Raw genomic sequence first — 26,137 nt, 5'->3', positions numbered from 1 at the left:
GACATTATTTCCCAAAGTTTCTGACGCGTTTTGGCCTTTGCTCGTCTTTTTTCATTTCATAAGGTAGGGACCAGGCCCTACCTTTGCTGTCGCCAAAATACAACTTAGATTTACTAAACTCATTGGGATTTCCGTCTGCCCAAAAATACAGGAATGGATCTGTGCCGTTAGCCACCCTTCTCGCGTAATTATGGTTTCTGGCGCTCTTTCGGGTTATTTGCTTTACCCTGTTCCATGTTTTTCCTTTGTCTGTAGATTTCCACATCACCAACTCACCCCCTGCACCCCAGATCTGAGGACTGTTTTCGGTAGGCCCAATGACCGTCCACTCATTTCCCTCTATCCAAAGACTCCCGCTGTCGTAATTCTGGTCAGATTCAGTGATTTTGTGGATTGCCCAAGATTCCCCTGTCCAGTGAATGACGCTCCAAGACCTTGGCCCATTCTCCGGTCCGGGCTGATGACCAGGCCCAGAAACGAATAAAGCCACCGGATTGCCGTTTTCATCGAAATTGACATCTTTGATATATACATTTACCTCTTTACTGAAAAACTCCGCGGCGAGCGCAGGCGTGCTGAGGTCTGATACCGGAACATTCAAAGTTTCACCCGTAATGGTAGTCCAGGTGCTTCCAAAGTCGGTCGTCTGTAAATAGTAAATATTGGTTCGCTTATCCACGTTTCCATCCGGATGCCAGTTGAAAAAAAACACTACCTTTTCACCGAGTTGACCCGAAATCTGATAATGCCCCCCCTGCTTGTCTTCAGGTCGCTTAATACCTACCAGTTTTTGGTCCTCCGTCCAAGTTACTCCATCCCTGCTAGTCTCGTAATACAACTCCCTCAAACCTGTATATTTTGTGAAGAGGTTAAGAAATCCCTTCCCCTCTATAAATTTAGGTTGCGGATAGGTCATTTCTTCCTCCGTAATGAGTTCAAAGGAATCAATCTCGTAAGGTTTTGTACTGCGGTACTTAAATCCCATCCTTCTTCTGCCTCTTCCACTGACAAACACCCAAATGTATCCCTTGTCATCCATCGCCAAACTGGGGTTATCGTGAGGGTCGTCAACTCCCTCCTTGTCATGGACAACGATCGGACGGGATACCTTTTTGGTTCGATGGTCGTAGCTACCAATCATGCAAAGTAGGTACTTTTCGTCCTCCGAACGCGTCCCTCCATACACAAAAAATGTCTTTTCAGCCTCTGACGAGTAAATAGCCAATGGAATGTGTTTAGCCGTGTAGGTTCCCAATCCACCGGAGTACTTGTCCCCGTACTCTGAAAACTGGCCTAACGTAAACCAAATTCCTTTGTATCCTGTAAACATGGAGCCATTCAAACCAGTATCCTGACCATAAGTGGGTCGTGAAAAAGCAGCGACTAGCAGAAAGACCAACCAGATTCTCTTGGGCAAATTGTTAATAGACATCCAACCTTTTAAATAAGTGAGTAATCCAAAATTACTCAAATTACCGGTGCATGACTACAAGGAACCTATTTTTTACCCCAAAAAATCTAGTGGTAAAAACCATCCAACTCCCTCTTCTGCTTCAGCTTTTGAAAACTCTCCACACTGAAAGGTTTGATCCAAAAATCGATGATCTGCTCGTACTCTTCGGATTTGTCTTGCTCAGCTTGCTCTATAGACGAAGTGATGATCACAACAGAAAAGTCGACCGGCAGTTTCAATAGGTTTAATTGATCCAAAAACTCCCAGCCGGACATACCGGGCATATTGATGTCTAAGAAAATCAGAAACCGCTGATCGGCTGAGTTGCTATCCTTTAAAAATCCAAGCGCGTGCTCCCCGTCACTGAAAGCTTGAATTTCACCTATATACCCCGCTTTTTCCATCAGCTTCCGTTGCAACAGAATCACAATAGGATCATCATCAATCAACAATATCTTCACAGCTCTAAACGTTTTAAAAGGAGAAATTTAGCCTTGCACGCGTTCTTTATTCTTTTGAATCCTGTACTGGTTAAATTTTAACCAACATTTTTGTATATTTAAAATACATTTTTTCAAATGTAAATCAACTTTTGAAATAAAAAAACGTTCGTTGAACTTTTTTTAGCTTACATGTTTAGATTCTTTTTAAAGTTTAAATTTGTATGTGATTGATCCTAATAAATGAGCTCGAGTTCTTTTACTTCTGTAGTGTGAATAGGCAACACACGGAATAAACCGAAAACGTAGATACTTATACAATTTCGTCAAATACCGATTCATAGTGCGGAGAATTAATCAGTATTCCCCCACTGTGTGCGTAAAAGCTTGCATCGGTCGGATACACCCCTTGATGGGTTTTAACCCAAGAACCGTCCGCCATCGGATGATAGCTGAGCATTCTATCCCAATTTTTATAATATTGGTGTCCATTGGTTTCCTGTAGACCTAGATTCATCTCCGGAAAAGGCGCCAACCTGGCGGCGACGTTCTTATTCCAATCTACTAAAATGGGATTGACTGTTAAATCCGCGCAAAAACAAGGCACACCTTTTTCATAGGCCGCCTGCGCGATTTTCATGGTCATACTAAGTGTTTTTGCAATGGCTTTTACGGCAATTGCGGAATACCCCTGCTCAATTCTCGCCAAGGCATCTTCTACCGTGTGGGCACTTTCGTCAGCAGCTACACGAACACCAAGGTCTCCCACATAAGTTTCGTTGTCTTCGCCAAAAGGCTCCTCAATCACAGCAATTTGCTCAAAAGCACCAATCTTCTTCGCATGGTCTAAAAACCGCTCCAAGGTATCTTTAGACTCGTACCGTTCATTGGCGTCAAAGTAATAAGGAATTTTCCCGTTACTCGTATGCGGTGTCTCAAAATGGCCAATGGCCTTGTGCACACCTGTCAAAAATGCGATATCCTTTTCCAACATTTCTTTCTGTGTACCTGCAGATCCTGTCTTTAATTTCATGATAAAATGCCCACGTTCAGCGGCCGCTTTTACATCTTCAACCTTTGCCCCTACGCTAAAAGATGGTATACTGGCCACCTTGTCGTGCTTATGTGATAAGCCCGGACGATAGGCCTCCGGTATCATCTCATCAAAATTCCGCATGCCATTTTCCGCCGCATACAACATCCATAAAGCGTTATCGACGCTTACCAACGCGTTTAATGCAAAGGTTTTTTTCAAATCCGGTCTACCGGTAATCTTCTGCCCATACGCATAAACCTCTGGGAAAATTTCATCCAATACCGTGATGGGATCTGTAAAGCTGTTCCCCTTGAGAAGTTGCAATGCACGCTCGGTCATAGCATACATCAGCGCATTTCCCCCATTCACGGAATGTGAAAAGAATACCCGCTGATCAGACCAAAGAGTACCCTGGGTCCCAATACCTATCTTATGCAAACCACTCCCCGACTTAATATAGGAGAGCACTTGCCAAGCCTCTGAAATTGCACTGCCTTTAAATCGATACGGGGTAAGCAGTTCCCGTTCAAAATTCGAGTTTACTTCAGCGATTTGGATATTTTTTGGTGTTTGCTTCATGGTTCCTGCTGTTGAAAATGAAAAAGCGGGTATTCCGGTGGTACCGAGCGCAAGGGCTGCCCCAGTTTTTCCAATAAATGCTCTTCTATTCATTCCTGTTGGTTTATTGCTATTCATGGGTTGGTGATTGATTACTTATCTGGGATGGAATTTAGGGTATACCATGCTTCACCGGACCAAAGCGGCCTACCCGACTCGCTCTCCAAACCAGCGTCTATTGAGAAATAAACAACTCTTTCGGGGATCAAACCGGGAATTTCTAGGTACAGGCGTTTTCTATCTGCGGATACTTCCCATACAGTAGGCTTCAGTTCCTGCAAGTCCATTTTTGGTCCTCCATAGGACTCCGTTGGCAGGTACCACCATTGCTGTAGCTTAATTAGCGTCGGATCAAAATGGGATACTTTCAAAGGTTCTGTAAATTCAATCTCAAATCCTTTCGGCTTGGCCCGGATCGCCAACATCTCAAAGGTAGGCTTTCCGTTGTAGGTCAGTTTTTCTAAGCCGTATTGACGTTCCTTCCAGCTCCAGCCACCTACCATACCCACTTCCCCTACAAATAAAGCCTCATCCGGACCCCATACAAGTCTATTTACTCCGGCATGAAAACCTTGTGAGAAACGAAATACCGCCCCCTGATAGGAGCCGTTGATTTTTTCCAAGAAGTCCCGTTTGATGCCACCATGGGTTACGTCCCCATGCACCAACTGACCACTGTAGGGACCGTGCCGCATCAAAATCGGCTCGCTAGGAGAATTCCCGATTTCCTTGTCCGGCAGCCAAATGGCGGGTGGAACCATTTTTGGTGCGGTGGCCAAATCGGGAGACAGTCCCCAAGCCATCCCGTTGTAAGCTCCAAGTTGCACATGGAGGAGTTTGTTTGCTGGCAGCCACTGTCCTTGATTGTCGGCAACGAACAACTCCCCGTCGGGTCCGACACCGATACCATTGGGCGTTCTTAGACCATAATCCAAGGGCTCGTAATTGCCATCCATGGCAATTTTTAAGGTCCTTCCCCGGTCCTTCGCCTGCTGTTCGCCTGTAGCCAATCGCATCGCCATGGATAAGGTCGCGTAGAAATAGCCATCCCTATAGACCAAGCCAAAAGCAAACTCGTGAAAATCATCTGTGACGCCCCAGCTATGGCAGATCGGATAGTACTCATCCATAACGCCGTCTCCATCCAAATCCCTCAGCCTGGTTAATTCGTGTTTTTGTAAAACATACAGGTCGTCGCCTACCACCTCTAGCCCCAAGGGCTCGGCAAGCCCGGCAGCAATCCGCTTTAACGCGTATTCTCGAGGATCTGCACCATCCGCCCAGGAAAGATGGTATACCCCTCCTACACTGTCCCAAGTGGAAACCAGTAATCCACCATCCGGTGCAATGGCCAGGCCCGCGACGCGAGGCTGAAAATCATCCCTGTGCAAGGTTGTCAGATCAAAACTGGGATGTACTCCTTCCAGTGGAGCCCCAAAACCCGGCTTTGCAGGTGCTTCGGCAGCGGTTTGTAAACTAACCTTGCGCATGGGCGAAGACGTAGCTTTAGAATCCGGTGGCGAGAAGGTCATGATGTAATCCAACATAGGCCTAATATCCGCATCCGAAAGTGGAGGATGAGGATTCATCGGTGTATCTCCCCAAACACCCGCCCCTCCTTCTCGAATCTTCTGCGTCAAATAAGGGTAAACTCCCTTATTTCCCTCGTATTTTAGCGCAATGTCTTGAAAAGAAGGCCCCACCATTTGATTTCTTTCCTCATGACAGGTATAACAATCGCTATTTTCCATGCGAAGGATTCCAAGATGATCGTATTGATCCTTTAATGGCGGCATTTCGGTTGATGGCAACACCGCTAGCTCTGTACGAACCTGGTGCCTGCCATTCGTAGACAGCTCGTATACGTCAGAAGCTCCAGACAACACCAACTTCATGCCTGGCTCTAACCCTTGCACGGTAAACGTACGCTCAAACTGGGGCGACTTGCCTTGAGCAGGAATAAACTCCGGAGTTTCATTTAGGTGAACCTTTAGCCCTTCGGAGGTACTGAGCTCAAAGTGAAGCGTAATCTGCCCATTGGTAAATGTATACCCTTTTTGTTCGATGGAAAAATCTAGGATGTCACCGCTTGAAGAATAGAGGCTCCAACGACGAGGCAACTCAGCATCCCCAAAATAACTTGTTCCCCAACTAGTGGGTTGAATATTTTTTTTATTGGTGTAGACAGTACCTTCCAGTCTCACCCCACCTTTCCAAACTTTATACAGAGAGCTTTTTGCCAGATCGTAGGCTACGTAGCACTCCGGGTGTAGCGCCAGGGTCAGCATCCGTGGTTTCCGGTCAAGTACTGACCGAAAAGCCCAAGGGTCCAATGGCCGCTCATAGGTGATTGGGTCATTTCCGCAGGCAAAACATACCCAAACCCCTGCCAAAATAACCAAAAACTGACGAGATCGAAGAAACCAGTGTTTCTTCCCAAACCAGTGGGCTATCACTGTGCTCGGATGTTGGCCAATTTGCATCATATGGTTAAAAGGGTCCTTTTGAATTCACAAAGATGGCATCTACCCCCCCGGGCATTTCTCCGCGGGTTCTGTTTATATCCAATGCCTTCCCGTTTTCTTTATTGTACCAATCGGGTGTTAGTGAAGACGGGTGGGTATCCCCGGTTTCAGTAATCCACTGGGACAAAGTTAATCGAAGTATTCGAAGTATTTCACGATTTTTCGGATCGGCCGCTACATTGTGTAACTGTTCTGTGTCAGCAGGAAAGAAAAGTTCCTCGTAAGGTCTAGGCGCCAAAAAGACGTCTGCTTGGGCTGCATTCAGCCTGCCCGTTTCCTTTAAAAGCACCAAATCCCGGTAAGAATCGCTGGAATTTGAATCCGCGGGACCATTTTGGCTGTTGTTGGGTCGAAGGTTAAGCACGTATACGTGATCCTTCGTACGAACCATACGCTCCAAAGCCTCGTGATCGTGCCAATTATGCTCGGAAAAGGCGTAGTTTCTAAATTCTCTCTCCGGTGAGACAATAACTGGTAAAAAACTCTTTCCCTGAAAACTGTCATCAATATCCACTCCGGCAATGTCCAAAATAGTAGGCGCAATATCTATGGCACTAATCAGCGCCTTCGAACGCTTGCCGGCGTGATCGATGCCTTTGGACCATTTGATAATCAGCGGGGATTTGATGCCGCTGTCATACATCCTGGTTTTACTTCTTGGAAATGGCCTGCCGTTATCCGAGATAATAATAATGACTGTTTGATCCAATACACCTTGTCTACTCAACTCTTTTTCCACCTCCCCAATGTAATGGTCAAAACGGGTGATCTCGTCGTAATACCGGGCCAAATCTATCTTTGTTGGCAGCGTATCCGCCAGATACACCGGAGGTACAACCTCCTCGGGCTTGTGAGTCCCGGAAAATGGATTCGGCCCCCATGGACGGTGTGCATCCAGCGCCGCAAACCACATGAAAAACGGCTGATTGACCGGACGCTCCCTTAACGAGGGCACCCACATGTCTTCACCCCCATCGCCTATTTCGCTTCCCTTATCGTGAATCACATCAAAATCTGCTTTGGCCGCATCACCAAGATGCCATTTTCCAGCTTGAGCGGTGTAATAGCCTGCTTCCTTCAAACGACGCGCAAAGGTTATGATCTCTTTTGGAAGAGGTGTGTGGAGCTCAGCCGCGCCGGTATTGTGTGGGTACCTGCCGGATATGATGCTTGCCCGACTGGGACTACAGGAACTGGTGGTCAAATAAAAATGATCAAATACCAGCCCCTCTTCGGCTAAGCGGTTTATGGTAGGGCTTTGAACCTGGGGATGGCCGTAGCAGCCCAAGTCATTCCAACCGATGTCGTCTGCGATTATCAGGACGATATTCGGTCGATCCGAAGCCAACAACGGAGTCAAAAAGGACCCCATTGCGCACAGGCTGATCAGGATATAGAATATGCACCGGGACATGTCAGTAATCGATAGGTACTGGTTCAAAATCAGACTCATTCACCCAGGGTGCTCGCAGCTTTTCCCCCTGCTGAAACCTTTCGAAAAAGTTGGCAGTAGCAGGTTCTGCGTACGGGTATGCATCAAAAACGTGCCCCTTCCCAAACATTCTGGGATCACCTTCGGCCCCCAATTGGTCAAACAACTGCGTTTTTAAATTTTCTTTCACTGACTGATACTCGGGATGTTCGGCAATATTGTTCATACATTCTGGATCGACAGACCTGAGGTATAACTCCTCTTGAGGGCGCTTTCCAAAGGACTGGTACCAATACTCCTGATCTCTATCGGTCCGCATACGCTGCAAGATCACGGTTTTGGTGGGGCTCCCGTCGGTATTCAAATAGCCAGTTTCTGGATTTCCTGCCGGCCAGCGTTCGGTTTCGAAGTTGTGTAGGTACAGGTATTGTTCGGTCACAATGCCCCGTACGGGATAGCCCTGATCGTGGGGTCTTCCTACATCGTGGCGCTCCTGACCAATGACTACCCTGTCGCGGTTTTTTGAAACCAATCCCGCCTTATCTGAAAAAAGAATGTCTGAAAAACTTTTTCCGGTAATGGGCGCCATGCCTTCTGTTGGTTCCACTCCGGCCAATTCTAGGATTGTTGGAGCGAAATCAATAAAGCTGATAAAATCATCGACTACCCGGCCGGGGTTCTTTAAGCCTTTTGGCCACATGATCGCCAAGGGCATGTGATGGGACCATTCGTACGGATTACCCTTTACTCTGGGAAAAGGCATGCCGTTGTCTGAGGTGATGATGATGACGGTGCGGTCAAGCTCACCTTTTTCCTCCAATAAGGCGATCATTCGACCCAAATGCTGGTCAAAATACTCTATTTCAAATGCGTAATCGAGCATATCATGCCGAACAGTATCACTATCCGGCCAAAATGCCGGTACCCTTTCCAAGTCTGTAAGCTCCTTTCCCCCCTTGTTTACACCCGATTGAAACTCATAGGCCCTGTGGGGTTCCGTGGATCCGTACCAAAAGAAAAACGGCTTGTCAGGCTCTCTGTCATTTAAAAAATCCTCAAAATTAGCTGTGTAATCATTTTTACTGATAAACGAAGTGGGTGGCTCCAGGGTCTTGGCCTGATAGCCTTTGCCAGTCAGTAGACGAGGGTTGCCGTCCCGGGTACCCGGATTGCCGGGTGCCCACCCCTTTCCGGTAAATCCCGTATGGTATCCTTGGTCACCAAGTACTTCGATAAATGAGCCGAATTTGTCTGGAAAGAAAGGCACGTGGTTAGCGGCTTCCTCTAACTGCCAAGAATTCCTACCGGTAAGAATAGCCGACCGAGAGGGAGCGCATTTTGCATTCGGTGTATAAGCCCTAGTAAATAAAATCCCATCTTTAGCCACTCGATCAAACGCAGGCGTTATCACCCACTCCGTTCCGTAGGCGCCCATGTGAGGGAAAGAGGCGTCATCTGCGATTGCAAATAGAAAATTTGGCACCAAATCCTCGTCCACTTCTTGCCGATCGGTACAAGACATCAGCAAAATGGCAGCGATTCCGGCTAGAACTATGGAATGCAGTCTCTTGTTTTTCACGTTGTGGTTTTCTTGGGTGTACCAATAAATCAATTGCTGGAAACGCAACGAAATCCCGTATGCTCCAGGCCGGTATCGGGAGAGGATTTCATCTTAGCACTCACCCTATACCCCTCGCAATAGGAAACATTACACAGAAAGGAGCCACCCTTAACTACCCGCTTGGGCACGGTAGGTTCCATCGGATCAAAGCTGCTTTTTGGTCCCTGCGGGTTTATTGTCAAGGGATCCTGTATACTGGCATAGTAGTTTTCGTGATACCAATCGGCCGTCCATTCCCACACATTGCCCGCCATATCGTACAATCCATAGGGATTGGGTTCAAAGGATTTCACTGGCGCTAGACCTAGAAACCCGTCGTCTCCTGTATCCTTAAGGGGAAATTCACCCTGCCAGATATTGGCGCGAAATCCCTCACTTTCAACCGGAGCTCCACCCCAAGGGAACGACTCGTTTTTCAACCCCCCTCTCGCAGCAAATTCCCATTCTGCTTCTGTCGGCAGTCGCTTTCCTGCCCATTTGGCGTAGGCCACGGCGTCATCCCAAGCAATGTGGACCACTGGATAATCTTCCTTACCGACAATAGTACTGCCTGGGCCTTGGGGATGTCTCCAATTGGCGCCCTCCGTCCATGCCCACCATTGGGCAGCATTATTCATAGATACCCGTTGGTTGGGAGGGTTAAACGTCAAGGACGCGGCCACCAATACCTCTTCGGGTGGTTTGGGGGTACCCGGAGGGAGTTGCTTTTTGATTTCTTCCCAGTCAGGCTTTTGCTCTGCAATGGTAACATATCCGGTAGCAGTGACAAACTCGGCAAACTGTCGATTGGTCACTTCGGTCACATCCATCCAAAATCCGTCTACTTTCACCTTGTGGGCGGGCAGCTCGTCTTTCCTGCCCCGTCCATCGTGGGCACCCATCAGGTATTCTCCTCCCTCTATCCAAATCATCCCTTCGTGGCTGAGCTCCTTAGCAGGAGCTATATCGGCGTCTGAAGCCGATTGGGACTGGGTTGCAGAAAATCGGTCCGGTATATTGTCATGGCAGGAGGTGAGATCCTCGCCTAGCACTTCACTCGATTCACTTTTCTCGCTTCCACATGCTACCCATACCCAACAGGCAAGGCAGCACAGGAAACCTTTGTTAACGGTCATTCGCATGTATATTTTTAGGTTTCGGTTTCCAATTTAACTAACTCCTCCAAATTAGTCTATGGAATCACTGTTTTTTTGACCTGTGGTGCAAGGGAAAGAGGGACGACAGACGTCCCTCCAGCTTTGGTGCCCCTATTGCTGTCTAAAACGCAGTCAATTTAAAAAAAAAGGAAGACCAGCCACACTGGTCTTCCACATTCATCCACTATACATCCCTCAAAAAGAAATACTAGATTCCTTAGTACCCCGGATTTTGCGGCAGCAAATTGGGGTTTACGTCCAATTCTATGCGAGGCAACGGCATGAGGTAATCCCTGTTTGCATCGAAGTTTGCATGGGGTTCCAAGGAATTCGCACCCTTGAATACTACGTCACCTAGATTTCTACGCTGAATATCATACCACCTCTTGTATTCAAAGGCGAGTTCAAGTCTACGTTCATCCAACACCAAGTTGATAAAATCCTCCTTGCTTAGTCCGGTAGGCACATCTTCGGGAAACGTTCCCTGAACGCCCGCAGCATTTCTGGCCCGTGCTCTCACCTCATTCACGTATCCGATGGCTTCAGCCGTAGGCCCATTGTTCACTTCTGCCGCCGCTTCTGCAGCTGTCAAGAGAACTTCCGCAAATCGCATAGCCGCATAATTGTGATCTGAATATCTACCCTCCGCATTGCTGTTACCGGGATAACGTCTGTACTTGGCGATGTGAGGCCGCTGAGTATTCTGAAATTGGGTATAAGGCGCCATCACCCCCCCAACAGGGGCCTCATGGGCGAAGCTAACCGCTTTGCGGTAATCTCGATCATCCCAGGTGTTGAACACGTTCATAGACGGCACACATACACTCCAACCAAGCTCATCAGCTCCGCGTATGCCAGTCATGGCTGCCATTAAGTCATCGTTGGCGCCGCCGCCACCGGATTGCTGCCCCAGAAACTCCACCGCAAAGATGTGCTCCCGCATATTATTCGCAAGTTCAGCCCTGAATAGATCCTGGAAATCATTTTCCAGCTCGTAACCAAATCGGCCCCGGTTGTCAATAACCCATTTAGCCTCCTCGTGGGCTTTTGCATAATCCTGCAGGGTTAGGTGCACTGTGGCCAAGTACGACGCTGCCGTGCCTTTTGTGGGTCTAGAACGGATATTATTCGGTTGCTGATCGGGCAGGTATTGCTTGGCAAATTCCAAGTCCGCCAAAATACCCGCATAAACCTGTGCTGTCGGTGTCTTTGAAATATCCTTTACAGATTGTGGGTCATCGATAAAATAGTCGATATAGGGAATGTCTCCAAAATTCCTGACTAGGTGAAAATAGCTGAATCCCCGGATAAAGCGAGCCTCAGCCACCAAGCGGTTTTTCATATCCGCATCCATGTCCACTATTTCTGCGCCCGCGATTCCCGCATTGGCCGCACTGATAACCTGATACCAATAAGGCCAAAACTGATTGACCATGCCGTTGTTATCATCCATATTGAAGTCATTCACCTGCTGCCTCTCAGCCGGGGTTCCTCTATCTCCAATATCTACCATGTCACTGCGAAGCATGATCGCTGTAACAAACTGCCTTCCATACAGGCGCTCGGATGCAATCCATCCATAGGCACCAAAAATGGCAATTTCCACATCCCGTGAGGTGTTAAAGAGGCTTTCGGGAGCCAATAACCCCACAGGCCGTTCCTCCAAATCGGTACATCCTATACATGCCGCTGTCAGTACCAGGGCAAGTGATTTTATGATTGTATTGTTCATGTGTTTCTAGCTTTAAAGTGGGAATTAAAAGCCTACATTCAGACCAAACGTGTAATTTTTCGCATTTGGATAGCTTCCGTAGTCCAATCCAAGATTACGGTTGCCATTCGTAGCTCCTCCAGACTGGTAATTTACCTCCGGATCATACCCTCGGTAAGAGGTGAAGGTCAATATATTCTGGGCGCTGGCGTACACCCTCAACTTACTTACTTTTAGCCTACTGGTGATCGACTGTGGGAAGTTATATCCGAGTGAAAGGTTCTTCAGTCGGGTGAAGGTACCGTCGTAGATCCATCGGGTAGATACTCTGCGGGTTCTTCCAAGCGCCGCCCTAGGCACATCTGTATTGGTATTGGTGGGCGTCCATCGGTTCAGTGCCGCCGTGGTGGCATTGTTGATGCCAGACAGTAAGTCCAATTCCATCAGGGTGTAGCTGAGGATGTCGTTTCCATAGGAGCCTTGAAAGAAAATGTTCAAGTCGAAGTTTTTCCAACGGAAGTCATTATTCCAGCCCCAAATAAAATCCGGGTGGGGATTACCAATGATATCTCTATCAGACGCATTCAATACCCCATCGCCATTGATATCCCGAAACTTCTCTCCACCAAGAACCTGCTCAAATCCGCCGCCTGGGATAAAGTCGTCTCCTTGCTGGTATACTCCCTCATAGATCCATCCATAAAAACTTCCTACAGGATACCCCTCGCGTAGTACTTGGGTGTCACCCAGTCCTACCATGTGGCCAGGTCCCGATCCATATCGAATATCGGTACCCTCCGGTAAGGTCAGTACTTTATTGACATTTCTGGATACGTTTAAGTCCATATTCCATTGAAACGGCCCCACCAAATTTCGGGTAGTCAACGTCATTTCCAATCCCTTGTTTTCTACCTTGCCGATGTTTTGAAGCTGGGTGGTGTACCCTGAATACCTCGGAAGCGGAACAGAGAACAACAAGTCAGAGGTAACCATGCGGTAATACTCCGCCGAAAGAGTCACCCGGTCATCCCATAGACCAATGTCCGTACCGATATTCAACTGTGCGGTGGTTTCCCAGGTAAGGTTGTTGTTTGCAACGGTCGTGGGTCTTACTGCGTTAACGGGCACATTGTTCAATATGGTAAATACGGGAGAGAACCTCGCCAATGTCTGGAACGGTGAGATGGCTTGATTACCGGTGATGCCATAGCTTCCTCTCCACTTCCAGAAGCTTACCAAATCAGAGGTCTCCAAGAATCGCTCGTTCTTCATATTCCATGCCACTGCACCGGAGGGGAAAAACGCCCATTTATTGTTCCGGCTAAAGGTGGACGAACCGTCGTATCGTGCGTTAAACGTAAACAGATACTTGTCGCTAATGGAATAATTGGCCCTACCATAGAATGAAGATATTCTCCAGTCGCTGAGGTTTGAATTGGGGGTTTGCCATACCGCCGCTGACCCCAGATTCCAGTAGGAAAAGGCGTCCGTGATGAAATTCTGCCCTCGGGCACCCCAACTTTCATTTTCAGACGACTGATAGGAATATCCTCCCATAAAGGACAAGTTGTGGGTTTCGCCGAGTGTCTTCGTGTAGGTCAGGTAGTTTTCATTCAGCAACAGGGTACTTCTCGATGCATTGATACTCGCATCGCCGCCTACATTTCTGCCTTCTGTCACCGTGGTTGGTGAATGAAGTCCATTCCTGCCAGAATTCGTAGTTGCTCCAAAAGTGGTTCTGAATTTCAAGTTTTCAGCGATGTCGTACTCGGCAAAGAAGTTACCTTGAAAACGGTCATTTACATTTTGGTTTACCAGTGAGGTAGCAACCGCATAGGGGTTGTCGTGCGGGTCGTTTAGCCTGGCTACGGTAAACGTACCATCCGGTCTGCGTATTGGCTGATCTGGTTCAAATTTAAACGCCGAAGCTACTACTCCAGGTGTCAATCCCCCCGACCCCTCTTGGGTACGTACGCCGTCACTTTCACTTCGCTGAGCGAAGATGTTTAATCCGATCTTCAGCTTCTCGGTGGCTTGAATATCCAGATTGCTGGTGATAGAAAAACGGTTGAAATTGGAATTAATGATTACCCCTTTTTGGTCAAAGTAGGCACCTGAAACATAATAATTCACACCATCGTTGCCTCCAGAAACAGAAAGTTGGTAGTTTTGAATTCCTCCCGTACGGAAGATCTGATCCTGCCAGTCGGTATTTCCACCGGCCGACTGGATATTTGGTCGCGCCTCTTGGATATAGTCAATAAATTGATCGGCATCCAATAAATCCAAGCGGTTGATTTCATTTTGCATGGAATAGGATGAATTAAACTCAATTCTAGGCTTCCCTTTTGATCCTCGTTTGGTAGTGATCATGATCACACCGTTTGCACCGCGAGACCCGTAGATGGCGGTAGCTGAGGCATCTTTTAGCACCTCCACAGACTGAATATCCTCTGGAGGAGGCATTGCAGCACCAATGAACCCATCTACTACAAAAATGGGATCACTGCTGGCATTGATAGAGGTACCGCCTCTCACCCGTACTTTCATTGCAGCACCGGGAGCGCCGTTCGTAGCTTGAATCTGCACACCAGCAGCACGTCCCTGAAGTGCCTGCACCGCATCAATAGCCGGATAGGCCGTCAATTGCTCGGATTTGACCGAAGATACTGCCCCGGTTAGATCACTTCGCTTCGTTGTACCATACCCTATCACCACCACTTCTTCCAACGATGACGCGTCCATCCGCATAGTTACGTCTATCTCTGTGCGGTTTCCGATCTCAATACGGGTACTTTCGTAGCCGATGTACGAAAACACCAACACCGCATTGTCAGGTACTGTAATAGAATAGGATCCATCCAAGTCGGTTACGGTTCCAATGGTAGAACCCTGAACCGAAATGGTCGCACCGGGAAGCGGATCACCGTTTTCGTCCCGTACTATCCCGCGGATCGTCACATCTTCCAAGGTTACCTGCTCTACAACCGGTGTATTGACCTTGCGAACATCGATTTGATCGTTTACCTGGCGAAACCCTAAGGATGCCTGTGAAGCGACTTCCTTCAGCATTTCCTCGATGGTACCCTCGGTAGCAGTAATTCGTACCTGTACGGACAGATCTATCTGCCGATTGTCGTAGGAAAACTTGAATCCTGACTTGGATTCCACTGCTCGAAAGAACTGTCTGAGTGAAAGGTCCGTTTGGCTTAGTGTCACCTTTACCTCGTCAATTCGCTCAAATTGGGCATTTACGTTTACTGCCAACACCACATTGAGAATAAAGAGCTGTAGCAAAAACCCGGATAGGAAAAACCTGGACAACATATATATTGTCTTTTGTAATTTTAAATACATAACTTTAACTGGTTTATTGTTTTACATAATAAGCTGGGTTCAGGGTGTTCTCATTCCCCAATGTATCACACCCTGGACCACCTTTTTTTGGTTGTTTTTTCTATGAGCTATTCATCGTTTTTAAATGTTAGGTTTATTGTTTTTTGATGTATGGAATAGGTAAAATCCTCGATATAGGCCATTCGGCCTAGGACCATGTCCAAGGTTTGATTGTGGTATTCCCCTGTAAGTCTCCAGCCATCCTTTGGTAAGCCAACTACCTTAAAACGGACACCATACCAACTTTCCAGCGTCCGTACCACCTCCCAGAAGGAGGTTTGCCTAAAAATTAGCTTACCATCTTTCCAACCGGTCACTTCCTCAGCGTTAAATTTACCGAGTACCGTTCGCCCAGACTTGGTGGCATAGTTTAGCTGCTGCCCTGGAACTAGGGATATTTCTTCTTCGGTAATTTTATTTACAACCGCTATTTTTCCCGAAATCAAACTGATCTTATGTTGATCGGGGTGCATCAGGTTAATGTTAAAGGAAGTACCCAGCACCTTGGTTCTGAGATCTCCGGTCTCTACATAAAAGGGCCGCAGGGAATCTGGTGCCACGTCAAAGAAAGCCTCACCCCGTAGCACTACGGTCCGGTTGCTGCTGTCGAAGCGTTCAGGAAAACGGAATTCGGTAGCAGAGTTTAACCAAATAGTAGATCCATCTGCCAGTGTAAAGCTCAATTTCTCTCCAGGGGCGGTTTGCTTAATAATCCAAACCGTTTCCGCTTCTGCAACGAGCTCTTCACCGACCTCCGGTGCTACGCCCATCCTGTATAAGCCGGCAACCAGAAATACCAATGTCAAGATTGCTGCTACCTTGCTCCATTGCCCCAGTTGTTCCCAGGCAAACCAATGAAAAACTGTATTTCGTCTTGAACGCCTCGTTCCTGTTAGTTGAGAACTGTTCTCTTTGATGATTGCTCCCAAAATCCGGATTTTACGATCGCTCGTTTCAGGAATGTGCTCCAAGTTGATACCCAGTAAAATAGACTTTGCTTTGAGCATATCCGGGTAGGCCTCAGGATGCAGGTCCAGCCACTGATTCCAAAAATCATCCAAATGCCTGTCCGGATGCTTTACCCACCGAACAAATTCGGAGCTCGCCAATAAAAATGCCAAGTGGTCCTGCCGCTTTTTCATGTGTTAATAATTTGTTCTTTAACGGTCAGATGGAATCTCGCACGTATTACAATCGTTCCTCCGTGTGTCGCTTGCGTCGTGCTCGATTTCATGTGTCTATAATTGTTTTTCAGCGGTCACAACTTGTCCCGGTATATCTGACTGGAATCCCTGTCCCAATCCATCGGGATAGGGTGTAGCATCGTCATTCAACTGTGTGTCGCTTGCGTCTCGGCTGCACGTATCTTATAGGCAGACTCGACTTCCTGTTTTTTTGTCTATTCAACCTTAAAAGACAGAAACACCCGAAATGACCTGAAAAAAAAGCAGCTTTTTTTTAAGATGATCAAAACAGGCTATTTGGGAAAGGTCGATCGGAGTATCCCGATGGTCTCGTAAAGCAGATTCCGGACAGACTTTACTTTGCGAAAATCCATGATCTCCCTGATTTGCTCGTAGGTAAGATTCTCATAATAAAAGTAGTATAAAATCTCCCGCTTCTTTGCCGGCAACCTGCTTACTGCCTTGCTAAGATTCTTGGCGGTTTGCTCATCCAATTGCTGCTGAATCAAAAATTGCTCATGCGGAAGACTGGCCTGAAAAACGATTTCACCGGAAAAACCCTCCCAACGGTTGTACCATTTGGAAAGCTCCCGAACAAGCCGTCTCTTTAGACTAACAAATAAATAGAACCGTATATTGTCTGTATCTCCCAACTTTTCCCTACGCCTCCTAAGGTCCAAAAAAAGATCCTGCACCGCATCTTCTACCAGTTCCTCCCGTTTGGTGAATTGGCATCCGTACACGAACAATCCATCAAAAAACTTTCTATATATCTCAATAAAAGCCGATTCACTACCCGATTTAAACCTACGCCAAAGCACCGCATCATCCACGCTATCGGGAAATGGGGTCTCTGAGAACGCTTCATTTCCCAGGTTTACGGTCAATTTTGGGTCTATCTTCATTATCGGCAACTACTCAACCAATTCCTAAAAATAGTCTATTTAAATACAAATAAAAACCTAGTAGGAACTTAATCCCTCTAGGCCTACTTCTGTGGGCCTATTTTCCTACAAGTTCACCTACCAGAATCTTCCGCTACGGCTACGGCGATTTTGGAATCGGCAGTTCCATAATACAGAAACCAACGGCCCTGAAAAGGTACCAATCCTTCGATAAAACAAACCCGGTTAATCTGACCCTCAATTTCGTAATCTTTCTCGGGAGTGAGAAAATACTCTTCGCTACGGGCCAGAACCACACTAGGATCTTCCAAGTCAAACAATACCTGCCCAGCAGAATAGGTACCAGGGGCCAGACTTGGGTCGCCACCCTCATCTAAATTCATACCATTGTACAGCATCAAAATCCCGGCTTCCCGAACCAGTGCAAATGGGCCGGGTTCCACCAAGCGGCTATCAAAGTATCCCGGACGTGGTTTTAATACAGATTTCAATCCTCCATTCTCCACCAAGGGCTCCCAGTCAATCAGGTTGGTTGACCTTGCCAAAAACAGGTCCGTATCCCCAAAATACATCCAGTAATAGCCGTTTATTTTTTCAGCAATGATTTCTTCGCCGGCCTGTCTCGCCACAATGGCACCGGATTTACTCCACGTATCGGAAAATTCGCCAGTGAGAACGCGTCCGTATTTATCCCATTTCTTTAGGTCCTTGGACAAGGCCAGCATTAGTCTCGCCGTCTGTCCATCGTAAGAAGTGTAGGTCATGACATAGTGTCCGTCGGGGCCTTTTACTACGCGCGGGTCTTCCACACCCCCATCCCACTCCAAGTGCTTTAAACTATCATTTTCGGGATAAAATACCGGTTCAGGTAACTTTTCAAAGCGCATGCCATCACTGCTTGTAGCCAACCCTATCCGGGAAGTGCCGTTGTTTGACCCGATCAAGTCCTCTGCCCGGAACAGTAAATTTACCTGACCGTGCATCACTACTGCTGCCGGATTGAATACATCCTTCTCCTCCCAGGAGACGTTTTGGCCCAAGACCGGACATTCAAAGGTCAAATCACCCGGCAATAAGATAGGGTTGAGACTGTCTACTTTTACAAAGGGGCCAAGCTGCCAATCACCTAATTCAACATCTGAATGATCTTCTTTTGAACCCGAGCAGCTCAAAAACACACTAAAAGTCCCTATCAGAAGGAAAAGCCCGATTCGGGATTGTAAACAGCAAAGAAAATTGAAACAATTGCGATTTGGCATGGAAAGGATGAAGGATTTGGTATCTATTCTTCCAAAATTACCATTTCCACTCTTCTATTCAAAATACGGCCTGCTTCGCTTTGATTATCTGCCACCGGTCTGCTACCACCAAATCCACTCACACGAATGCGCTCAAAGGCGATCCCTTGAGATACAAGGTGCTCCCGAATGGCATTTGCCCGGTCCAAGGAAAGTTTTTTATTGAGTTCTACATTGCCATAACTATCCGTATGCCCCTCCAATGAAATTTTTAACGTGGGATTTTGATCTAAAAACAGCGCTAACATGCGTAGTTCGCCTGCTGAATCCGCGTCTAAAAATTGTATATCCCCTCGTTGAAACCGGATATTGTCTAGAGTCAGTCGTTCACCGGGTCGGGCCGGAATGAGTGCGGGAATTTCCCAATCGGTACCCGTACCCCGAAGATTTACCGGAAGGTAGCCCGCAACTACCAAAACAGCGTGACTCAGGTCTCTCTCAAACGCCTCCTCAGCACTCTCAGAACTGAGGGTATGGATGCCGTCATTTTCGAGGAGTATCAGTTGAAAATCTGAATAGCGCTCGGTCAAGCGATCTTTCCAAGACACTTTCACTTGAGTATCCTCTTCCGCTGCCTCCAGTGGCTCCATGATCACGGAATCACGTGGTATATTTTTCACCAAAAGATCTTTTGCCAAGGGTACCTCCTGTTCAGGTTCCGGGATGTTTTCCACCCTCTCAACGGCGGCCAGACGTTGACTTGCCTGTAGCTCGCTCTGTAGCGATGGTATTAGCCCGTCGCCGATCAAGAAGATATCACCATAGCCCTCGCTACTTGTAGTACTGGTTAGGTAGGTTTTATCCTGCCGAAAATCCGTGAAAAAGGACAGTGTGATCCCGAACGTCTGTAAAATGGAAACGGGCAATGGGGTAGTCCAACGCAGGAAGGAATCGTCCAGTCGAAGGGAAAAATAGATCTTTTGGAGGCTTTGATCCCCATGCCCATTGGAGGAGAAATAAAGAACTTGCTCGTCAGCACTCAAAAATGGAGTTAGCTCTTGGTAGGTTGTATTGATCTCAGGTCCGAGATGCAGTAGCCGGGACCATGCGCCATTTTCGGATTTGCGGGTGATGTACAAATCTTCGTTTCCATACGCATCAAATGAGGCCATAGAAAGGACAATGGTATTGCTGTCTTTACTCAGGCGCCCACTGACTTGCGGCCCTGTAGGCCTAAATCCAGGTATCTCCAGCTTTTCTCCATCCACCCATCCACCTTCACTCCGGCGATAGCGGTAAATACCTTGGGATTGGTGGTGAATGCTGTGGTACACGTAAAGCCTATCCTCCCCCGAAAAACCCAACACCACGTCCAAGCCATCAGAAGAAAGGTCGGCTACGCGAATAGCTGTTTGATATTCTCCCGAGGGTAGCGCTTTACTCATCCATATGTCACCTAAATTCGCTGATCCGGCCGTGTTTTCTGGATGAAATGCCCGTGTAAAATATAAATCCCCCTCGGGAGAGAGCGCGGGATGCATCTCGTCAAAGGGAGAATTGGCAGCGGAAATTGGGATCAATGCCTGCGCCGAGGATTGGGTGAATGCAAAAAAAGCAAAGACTATCGCTAGTTTTGCTTTTTTTGCAGTCAGCTGTACGAATACAATCATTTATTTTCCTAAAATTATCGCAAAGATCAAAGGGGCCACAATAGTTGCATCGGACTCAATGATGTATTTGGGGGTTTCCAACCCGAGTTTTCCCCACGTAATTTTTTCGTTGGGAACAGCACCTGAGTAGGAACCATACGAAGTGGTAGAATCCGAAATTTGACAGAAATATCCCCAAAGCGGCACGTTATCCCGCTGAAGATCCTGATGTAGCATGGGGACGACGCAGATAGGAAAATCCCCTGCAATGCCTCCGCCGATTTGGAAAAAACCGATGGTACTATCCTCCTGCGCATTTTCGGTATACCACTCTGCCAAAAACATCATGTATTCAATGCCACTCCGTACGGTATGAACATTTTGAATGTCCTTGGAGATACAATGGCCCGCATACATATTTCCCAACGTGGAATCCTCCCAACCGGGTACAATGATGGGGAGATTTTTTTTCGCAGCTTCCAGCAGCCAGCTATTTTTTGGATCTATCTGGAAGGATGCGTCTAACTTTCCGGAAAGGAGAATCTTATAAAAAAATTCGTGCGGAAAAAAGCGCTCTCCTGCCTTATCCGCTCTTTGCCACTCTTCCAAAATCACGTGCTCAATACGCCGCATGGCTTCCATCTCAGGGATACAAGTATCCGTTACCCGGTTCATGTGCCGCTCTAGTAGAGCCTGCTCCTGTTCTGGAGACAAATCCCGATATCCCGGAATCCGCTCGTAATAATCGTGAGCCACGAGGTTAAACACATCTTCTTCCAAATTGGCACCTGTACAGGTGATAATCTGCACCTTGTCCTCGCGGATCATTTCTGCCAGTGAAATGCCCAGTTCAGCCGTAGACATGGCTCCAGCGAGGGTTATCATCATTTTCCCGTTGTTGTCCAAGTGTGCGCGGTATCCTTCTGCGGCGTCGATGAGCGCGGCAGCGTTGAAATGTCTGTAATGATGCTTCAAAAACGATGTAATCTCCATGGTCTCTCTAGTTGTTTCAATTTATGTCACAAAAATACACAGGCTGGCACAAACAAAAAAACCCGGATTTCCCGGGCTTAATGCTGATGTTTGGGCCATTAATTGCCTTCCGTCTCGGCAGGGGCAGGTTGTGGGGCCGCTGGTGCAGGGGTAGTAGATGCCGCGCCAGACTTATTCTTAAAGTCGTCATTGATTCCTTTGATCACGGACTCGGTTACATCCAACGCCTTGTCTGCATACCAAACGCCTCCTCCCCGGGTGTAGGAAAGGATCATTTCCAAGTCGTTCTGCGCCGCATATTTCGCCAAATATTCCTGGATCAGATCATACACTTCATTGTACAGTCTGGTTTCATCGGCAGACAGCTCCTGCATCAGGTTGTCCCGAAAAGTAACCAGATTTCGTTCTTTGGTAACCAACTCCTCCTCTTTCGCCCGCGCTTGGTTGATGGTCATGGTATTGGCAGACTGCTGAAAATTGGTCACTTCACGCTCAAAGCCTCTGGCTCTCGAGGCTAGCTCTTCCTCAAACTTGCGGCCCTTATCGGAAATTTCTTTGGACTTATTTATAAAGAAGTCAAACTTGTTGATCACGCTGTCTGTGTGAACATAGGCGATTTTCAAATCCGTCATGTTTATTTCTCCGGTGGATCCTTCGGCGGCAGGGCCAGAAGGAGCATTTGAATTGCAGGCTCCGAATAAAAGACCTGCCAGGGATAAGATCCCCACTGCGTTAATAATTCTTTTCACTTGCTTTAACTTTTTTACGATTCGGGGCAAATATAAACAATCTTGGCTATCTACAAATTTAAAATACGCGATAAACTATTAAAATACCTGAGACATACCCCATATGTACCCCTTGGGACACCTTTAATCCGATCCGTACGGTTTACTATACTGCTAAAAAAAAAGCTCCTGCGCCAGGCGAAAGGTATTGGCGTGAGCTTCTACGATATCCCGAATTCGCTCTGAATAACCACCCCCCATGCAGCACATAATGGGGATATGATTTGCTTTGGCAAGTGCTAGGACCGTTCGGTCTCGTTCCATACAACCCTGAAGGGACAAGCCCAGACGCCCTAGCTTATCTGTCTTCAGCACGTCTACCCCACTCTGATAGATGATAAACTCTGGCTGAAAACGATCAACCAGTGGAAACAGCGATCGCCCTAGTGCGTTCAGATAATCGGTGTCGCCTGTCCCATCCGGCAGGGCTATATCCAAATCCGACGTTTCCTTGTGCATGGGGTAATTGGATGCACCGTGCATGCTAAATGTAAACACTTCCTCCATGCCGCGAAAGATTTCGGCGGTACCATTTCCCTGATGAACATCCAAATCGACCACTAAAACCCGTGAGACCAACTTTGATCGCAATAGGTAGTTTGCAGCGATCGCTATGTCGTTAAGCAAGCAGAAACCCTCGCCTCTATCCGTAAATGCGTGATGGGTACCTCCGGCAATATTCATCCCTATGCCATGGTCCAAGGCAAACAAGGCAGCCTGCACGGAACCATCCATGATATGGATTTCTCGCTCCACCAGCTCCTTGCTTAGTGGGAAACCAGTCCTTCGGATCTCCGACTTGGAAAGCTGAAGTGCAAGGAGGCGATCTACGTAATCGGTATCGTGGGTGGTCAACACCCATTCTTTGTCCAATTTTCCCGGTTGAAAAAAATTAGCTGGAACTACCGTCCCTTCGTATACAAGCTGCTCGGGAAGTAGCTCGTATTTTTCCATGGGAAAGCGGTGTCCTTTGGGTAAGGGATGCGCATAGCATTCTGACCAAGCTATTTTTAGCATGGAGACGGTTTTTTAAAAAGCAAACTGGAGTTATCTATAATTGTTGCGAAAAATGGCCGGGTTAATCCTCCTCGGCTTCTTCTTCCTCTTCTGACTGGAACGAATAAAAGGTGTCGTCAAGGGTAAGTGTATCGTTGTTGAAATCCCTTACAAATCCTGCAATGATTGCCTCGTCGATCACATCCACATTCAGTGCCGCATCCAGGCCAATGCCAAAATCGTGGTGGGTGTCCAAGTCGATGAATTCCTGTACTTTCACGGTCTCCTCCTCTTCCATCTCCATGATCATCTCGGTAATAAACCAGCCGATTTCCTCTTCGTCACTTTTTAGGGGCTTCAGGTTGCCATTTTCATCCTCCTCGTAGTGGATGCCTTTGAAATTAGGGAACTTCTTCGCCGCTTCGTGCTCGGCTATCTCGTACAATTCGCTGGAGTGGTGTAGCCTCAAGGTATAGAGCGCTGCATCGTATATGACTTCCTTTCCTTCGTAAAGACCCACGAAATAAAAGTTTACAAACTCATCCGAGTTATCTTCACTGGGAACTATCTTGAAGTTCTTACCTGAGGATGTTAGTTCTTCTTTAAGGACTGCGATGGTTTCCGGGTCAAATCCTTTGTTTACTGCTTGCATGCTGGGGTTTCGTTTAGCTAAAAGAAAAGGGCACTGAATTTGGTGAAGTAACAAATTTTAAGCTTAATTCAGCCATATTGCTCATTAATATAGTAACTTTTATAATTTCATGAAATGGAATCACCAAAAAAAGACAACGATTTTGTAAAAAAAATAATTTCCCAGCCCGAAGGAATAAATCTGGACTTTAAGCAAAGCATTAGTAATCAGCAAAAAATTGCGAAAAGCATTGTTGCCTTCGCCAATACCTTTGGAGGAACGATCGTAGTAGGAGTCTCGGATCAAGGACAAATTACCGGTATTGACCCGGAGGAAGAAAAGTTCATGCTAGGCGAGGCCATCGCAAATTACTGCACGCCGCCTATCACCCATCGCTTTGAAACCTACGAAATAGCCTTTTGGAAGGATGAAAAGCTGGAAGAGGAAAAGTACATCTTACTGCTGCACATTCCCGAAAGCCAAGCCAAACCGCACTATGTGGTTGACAGCGAAGGCACCCGCACGTACTATCTCCGCAAAGAAGACCGGAGTGTACCTGTATCCAAAGATGCTGAGGGGGAGTTTTAGAGAGTGGAAGTCTAAACCGAAAACATCCACCCCCTGAGACCGGAAACTGCGACCGCAGATGGACAATATAGTATACCCATGTACCCAAAAGGTACGACAAGTGAGTAATAAACGGCACCTAGCCCAATAGAGGCCGTGAAATAAGGCTTAACTCTACGAAATCCGCTCGAATAGGCAGATTATCGGTTAGAAATTACATTTCCAAGATCTCTATTTCGAAGAGAACCGCGGCGATCTGCACCCATGATGTAAACAAGCCGGACATCTCATGCTTTTTGACCGTACCAACGAGGGTGTCAGGCAAAGGTATCCCATAAGTATCCTCCACCAATTTAGCACAAGGCATAGGAAAAATATGAGGGTTCATCGTATTTTTTAACTGCAATTTTCTAAAAAACCACTCATTAATAAACACTTAATTATTATACCTCACAATTTTCTTCTTTTTATCAGAGTATACTTCATTAAGTCTTCGCGTATAAGCCTCCAATTCATCAGCTACTGTTTTGATATACCCATAGTATTCTAAAAGTTTCTCACTTGATACTTCCTGTTCAGAGTTTATTAAATCAATTATCCCCAGTAAAGAGGTCACAGGTCTTCGCAAAACATGGGAAATGTCAAATGAAATTTGTTCTAAAATCGCTCTATATTCATGATGGTGTGTTATATCTGAAATTGAACCATATAGAAAAATCTCACCAAAACTATTTTTATAGATCTTTCCTCGAATGGCATGCCATTTATAACTATCATTGATCTTTACCCTGTATTCATGGTATAGAAGTGCATCTTTTTCTATTGAATCTACCAGAACTTTTCTTAAAGGCATAATATCATCAGGGTGCAACAAGGAAAAGAATATTCTTGAATCTCTAAGCAGTTCTCTTACGCGAAGGTTTGGATTAATCATTTTGGCTCCTGCACTCAAAAATAAAAGCTTTACTTCCTCAGCACGATTATCAACCTTGACTTCAAAAATACCAGCGGGAATATTTTCTGTTATCCTAACCAACCTCTCCGTACTTAATTTTACATTTGAATTCAAACTTCTAAGAATCTTTTGATTTTCTAAAAAATCCATAGCCTTTCTTGCAAGAATTCGAAGAGCTTTTTCTTGATCTTTACTGATACTTCTGGCCATTTTATCAATAACACATAAGGTCCCCAAGACATTATTATTTCTTGTAACCAAAGGAGCATCGGCATAAAAGCGAATTTCAGGATAACCAAGCACCAACTTATTTTGCCTAAAACGTTTATCTTTTAACGCATCATTAACTACAAGTACCTCATGGGGCGAATGCAAAGTATGTTGACAGAATGAATCTTCGACTTTTGTTTCACTCACATCGACCCCTTTCTTAGACTTAAACCACTGCCTCTTATCGTCTAGTACAGTAATTAACGCAATCGGTGTACCGCAAATTAATGAAGCCAATTCTGCAATATCGTCAAGTTCCTTTTCTGGAAAAGTGTCAAAAAGTCCATAAGACTCCACATCTTCTAACCTATTCTTTGAATTCATAAATAAAATTTATTTTAATCAAAAGACATTTTTATATATTTTAACATTTTAAGCATGGGAAAATGTAAAAACCGTTTGCACATAAAAGATCTGATAATCTATTTCGAACTCCGCATCGGAATTTACGGTATTGAATTAGGCATTTTGAAAATGGCTAAAATCTACCTACATTGCTCTGAAACACGGTTTTCATGGAAAAAAGGTATAAGAGTCTCTCCATATTCGAATTTCAGGAGAAGTTTCCCTCGGACAGGGAATGCTATAAGTAT

20 protein-coding genes are annotated in these 26,137 nt (G+C 46.4%); 1 reads left to right on the top strand and 19 read right to left on the bottom strand.

Annotated elements, in window-relative coordinates; translation table 11 throughout:
• Positions 1-4: 4 nt before the first annotated feature.
• From JJU34_RS16225 to JJU34_RS16145, 17 genes are all read right to left on the bottom strand, one after another.
• Positions 5-1,432 (bottom strand): BNR-4 repeat-containing protein, encoded by a 1,428-nt coding sequence (locus JJU34_RS16225; RefSeq protein WP_228693454.1) that lies wholly within the window; start codon positions 1,430-1,432, stop codon positions 5-7.
• A gap of 86 nt (positions 1,433-1,518) precedes the next feature.
• On the bottom strand, positions 1,519-1,914 hold the full coding sequence (locus JJU34_RS16220) for a response regulator (protein WP_228693453.1): 396 nt from the start codon (positions 1,912-1,914) through the stop codon (positions 1,519-1,521).
• Positions 1,915-2,206: 292 nt separating this feature from the next.
• Positions 2,207-3,601 carry an enolase C-terminal domain-like protein gene (locus JJU34_RS16215; protein ID WP_228693452.1) on the bottom strand — a complete coding sequence of 465 codons (1,395 nt, stop codon included), beginning with the start codon at positions 3,599-3,601 and terminating at the stop codon, positions 2,207-2,209.
• 38 nt (positions 3,602-3,639) lie between these two features.
• Entirely contained in the window at positions 3,640-6,033 is a 2,394-nt protein-coding gene (locus JJU34_RS16210; protein WP_228693451.1) for a c-type cytochrome, read from the bottom strand.
• 4 nt (positions 6,034-6,037) lie between these two features.
• Positions 6,038-7,486 (bottom strand): sulfatase, encoded by a 1,449-nt coding sequence (locus JJU34_RS16205; RefSeq protein ID WP_228693450.1) that lies wholly within the window; start codon positions 7,484-7,486, stop codon positions 6,038-6,040.
• 1 nt (position 7,487) lies between these two features.
• Entirely contained in the window at positions 7,488-9,083 is a 1,596-nt protein-coding gene (locus tag JJU34_RS16200) for a sulfatase-like hydrolase/transferase (protein ID WP_228693449.1), read from the bottom strand.
• A gap of 29 nt (positions 9,084-9,112) precedes the next feature.
• Positions 9,113-10,240 carry a formylglycine-generating enzyme family protein gene (locus JJU34_RS16195; protein WP_228693448.1) on the bottom strand — a complete coding sequence of 376 codons (1,128 nt, stop codon included), beginning with the start codon at positions 10,238-10,240 and terminating at the stop codon, positions 9,113-9,115.
• A gap of 238 nt (positions 10,241-10,478) precedes the next feature.
• The gene (locus tag JJU34_RS16190; protein WP_228693447.1) at positions 10,479-11,993 is read right to left on the bottom strand and encodes a RagB/SusD family nutrient uptake outer membrane protein; all 1,515 of its coding nucleotides are present in this window, start codon (positions 11,991-11,993) and stop codon (positions 10,479-10,481) included.
• A gap of 24 nt (positions 11,994-12,017) precedes the next feature.
• The gene (locus JJU34_RS16185) at positions 12,018-15,299 is read right to left on the bottom strand and encodes a TonB-dependent receptor (RefSeq protein ID WP_228693446.1); all 3,282 of its coding nucleotides are present in this window, start codon (positions 15,297-15,299) and stop codon (positions 12,018-12,020) included.
• A 137-nt stretch (positions 15,300-15,436) separates the two neighbouring features.
• On the bottom strand, positions 15,437-16,510 hold the full coding sequence (locus JJU34_RS16180; RefSeq protein ID WP_228693445.1) for a FecR family protein: 1,074 nt from the start codon (positions 16,508-16,510) through the stop codon (positions 15,437-15,439).
• A gap of 335 nt (positions 16,511-16,845) precedes the next feature.
• Entirely contained in the window at positions 16,846-17,457 is a 612-nt protein-coding gene (locus JJU34_RS16175) for a sigma-70 family RNA polymerase sigma factor (RefSeq protein ID WP_228693444.1), read from the bottom strand.
• Between the two features lie 113 nt (positions 17,458-17,570).
• Positions 17,571-18,716 carry a glycoside hydrolase family 130 protein gene (locus tag JJU34_RS16170; protein WP_228693443.1) on the bottom strand — a complete coding sequence of 382 codons (1,146 nt, stop codon included), beginning with the start codon at positions 18,714-18,716 and terminating at the stop codon, positions 17,571-17,573.
• Between the two features lie 23 nt (positions 18,717-18,739).
• On the bottom strand, positions 18,740-20,365 hold the full coding sequence (locus JJU34_RS16165; RefSeq protein WP_228693442.1) for an OmpA family protein: 1,626 nt from the start codon (positions 20,363-20,365) through the stop codon (positions 18,740-18,742).
• Positions 20,366-21,337, bottom strand: coding sequence for a deoxyhypusine synthase family protein (locus JJU34_RS16160; RefSeq protein WP_228693441.1), 972 nt, complete (start codon positions 21,335-21,337; stop codon positions 20,366-20,368). It abuts the gene before it with no gap.
• Between the two features lie 98 nt (positions 21,338-21,435).
• Positions 21,436-22,086: an OmpH family outer membrane protein gene (locus JJU34_RS16155; protein WP_228693440.1), complete on the bottom strand. Its 651-nt coding sequence runs from the start codon at positions 22,084-22,086 to the stop codon at positions 21,436-21,438.
• A 153-nt stretch (positions 22,087-22,239) separates the two neighbouring features.
• Positions 22,240-23,142: a histone deacetylase gene (locus JJU34_RS16150; protein WP_228693439.1), complete on the bottom strand. Its 903-nt coding sequence runs from the start codon at positions 23,140-23,142 to the stop codon at positions 22,240-22,242.
• 61 nt (positions 23,143-23,203) lie between these two features.
• Positions 23,204-23,773 carry a hypothetical protein gene (locus JJU34_RS16145; RefSeq protein ID WP_228693438.1) on the bottom strand — a complete coding sequence of 190 codons (570 nt, stop codon included), beginning with the start codon at positions 23,771-23,773 and terminating at the stop codon, positions 23,204-23,206.
• Between the two features lie 114 nt (positions 23,774-23,887).
• Here JJU34_RS16145 and JJU34_RS16140 point away from each other — a divergent pair, with 114 nt between their 5' ends.
• Positions 23,888-24,340, top strand: a complete 453-nt coding sequence (locus JJU34_RS16140; protein WP_228693437.1) for an ATP-binding protein — start codon at positions 23,888-23,890, stop codon at positions 24,338-24,340.
• Positions 24,341-24,533: 193 nt separating this feature from the next.
• Here the strand turns inward: JJU34_RS16140 and JJU34_RS16135 are convergent, their stop codons facing one another.
• Positions 24,534-24,686 (bottom strand): hypothetical protein, encoded by a 153-nt coding sequence (locus JJU34_RS16135; RefSeq protein WP_228693436.1) that lies wholly within the window; start codon positions 24,684-24,686, stop codon positions 24,534-24,536.
• 69 nt (positions 24,687-24,755) lie between these two features.
• On the bottom strand, positions 24,756-25,868 hold the full coding sequence (locus JJU34_RS16130) for a GAF domain-containing protein (RefSeq protein ID WP_228693435.1): 1,113 nt from the start codon (positions 25,866-25,868) through the stop codon (positions 24,756-24,758).
• Positions 25,869-26,137: the final 269 nt, after the last annotated feature.

The organism is Lunatimonas sp. (assembly GCF_020832325.1).
In the GTDB taxonomy this organism is placed as follows: domain Bacteria; phylum Bacteroidota; class Bacteroidia; order Cytophagales; family Cyclobacteriaceae; genus Lunatimonas.
This window is presented reverse-complemented; position numbering and strand designations above follow the sequence as displayed.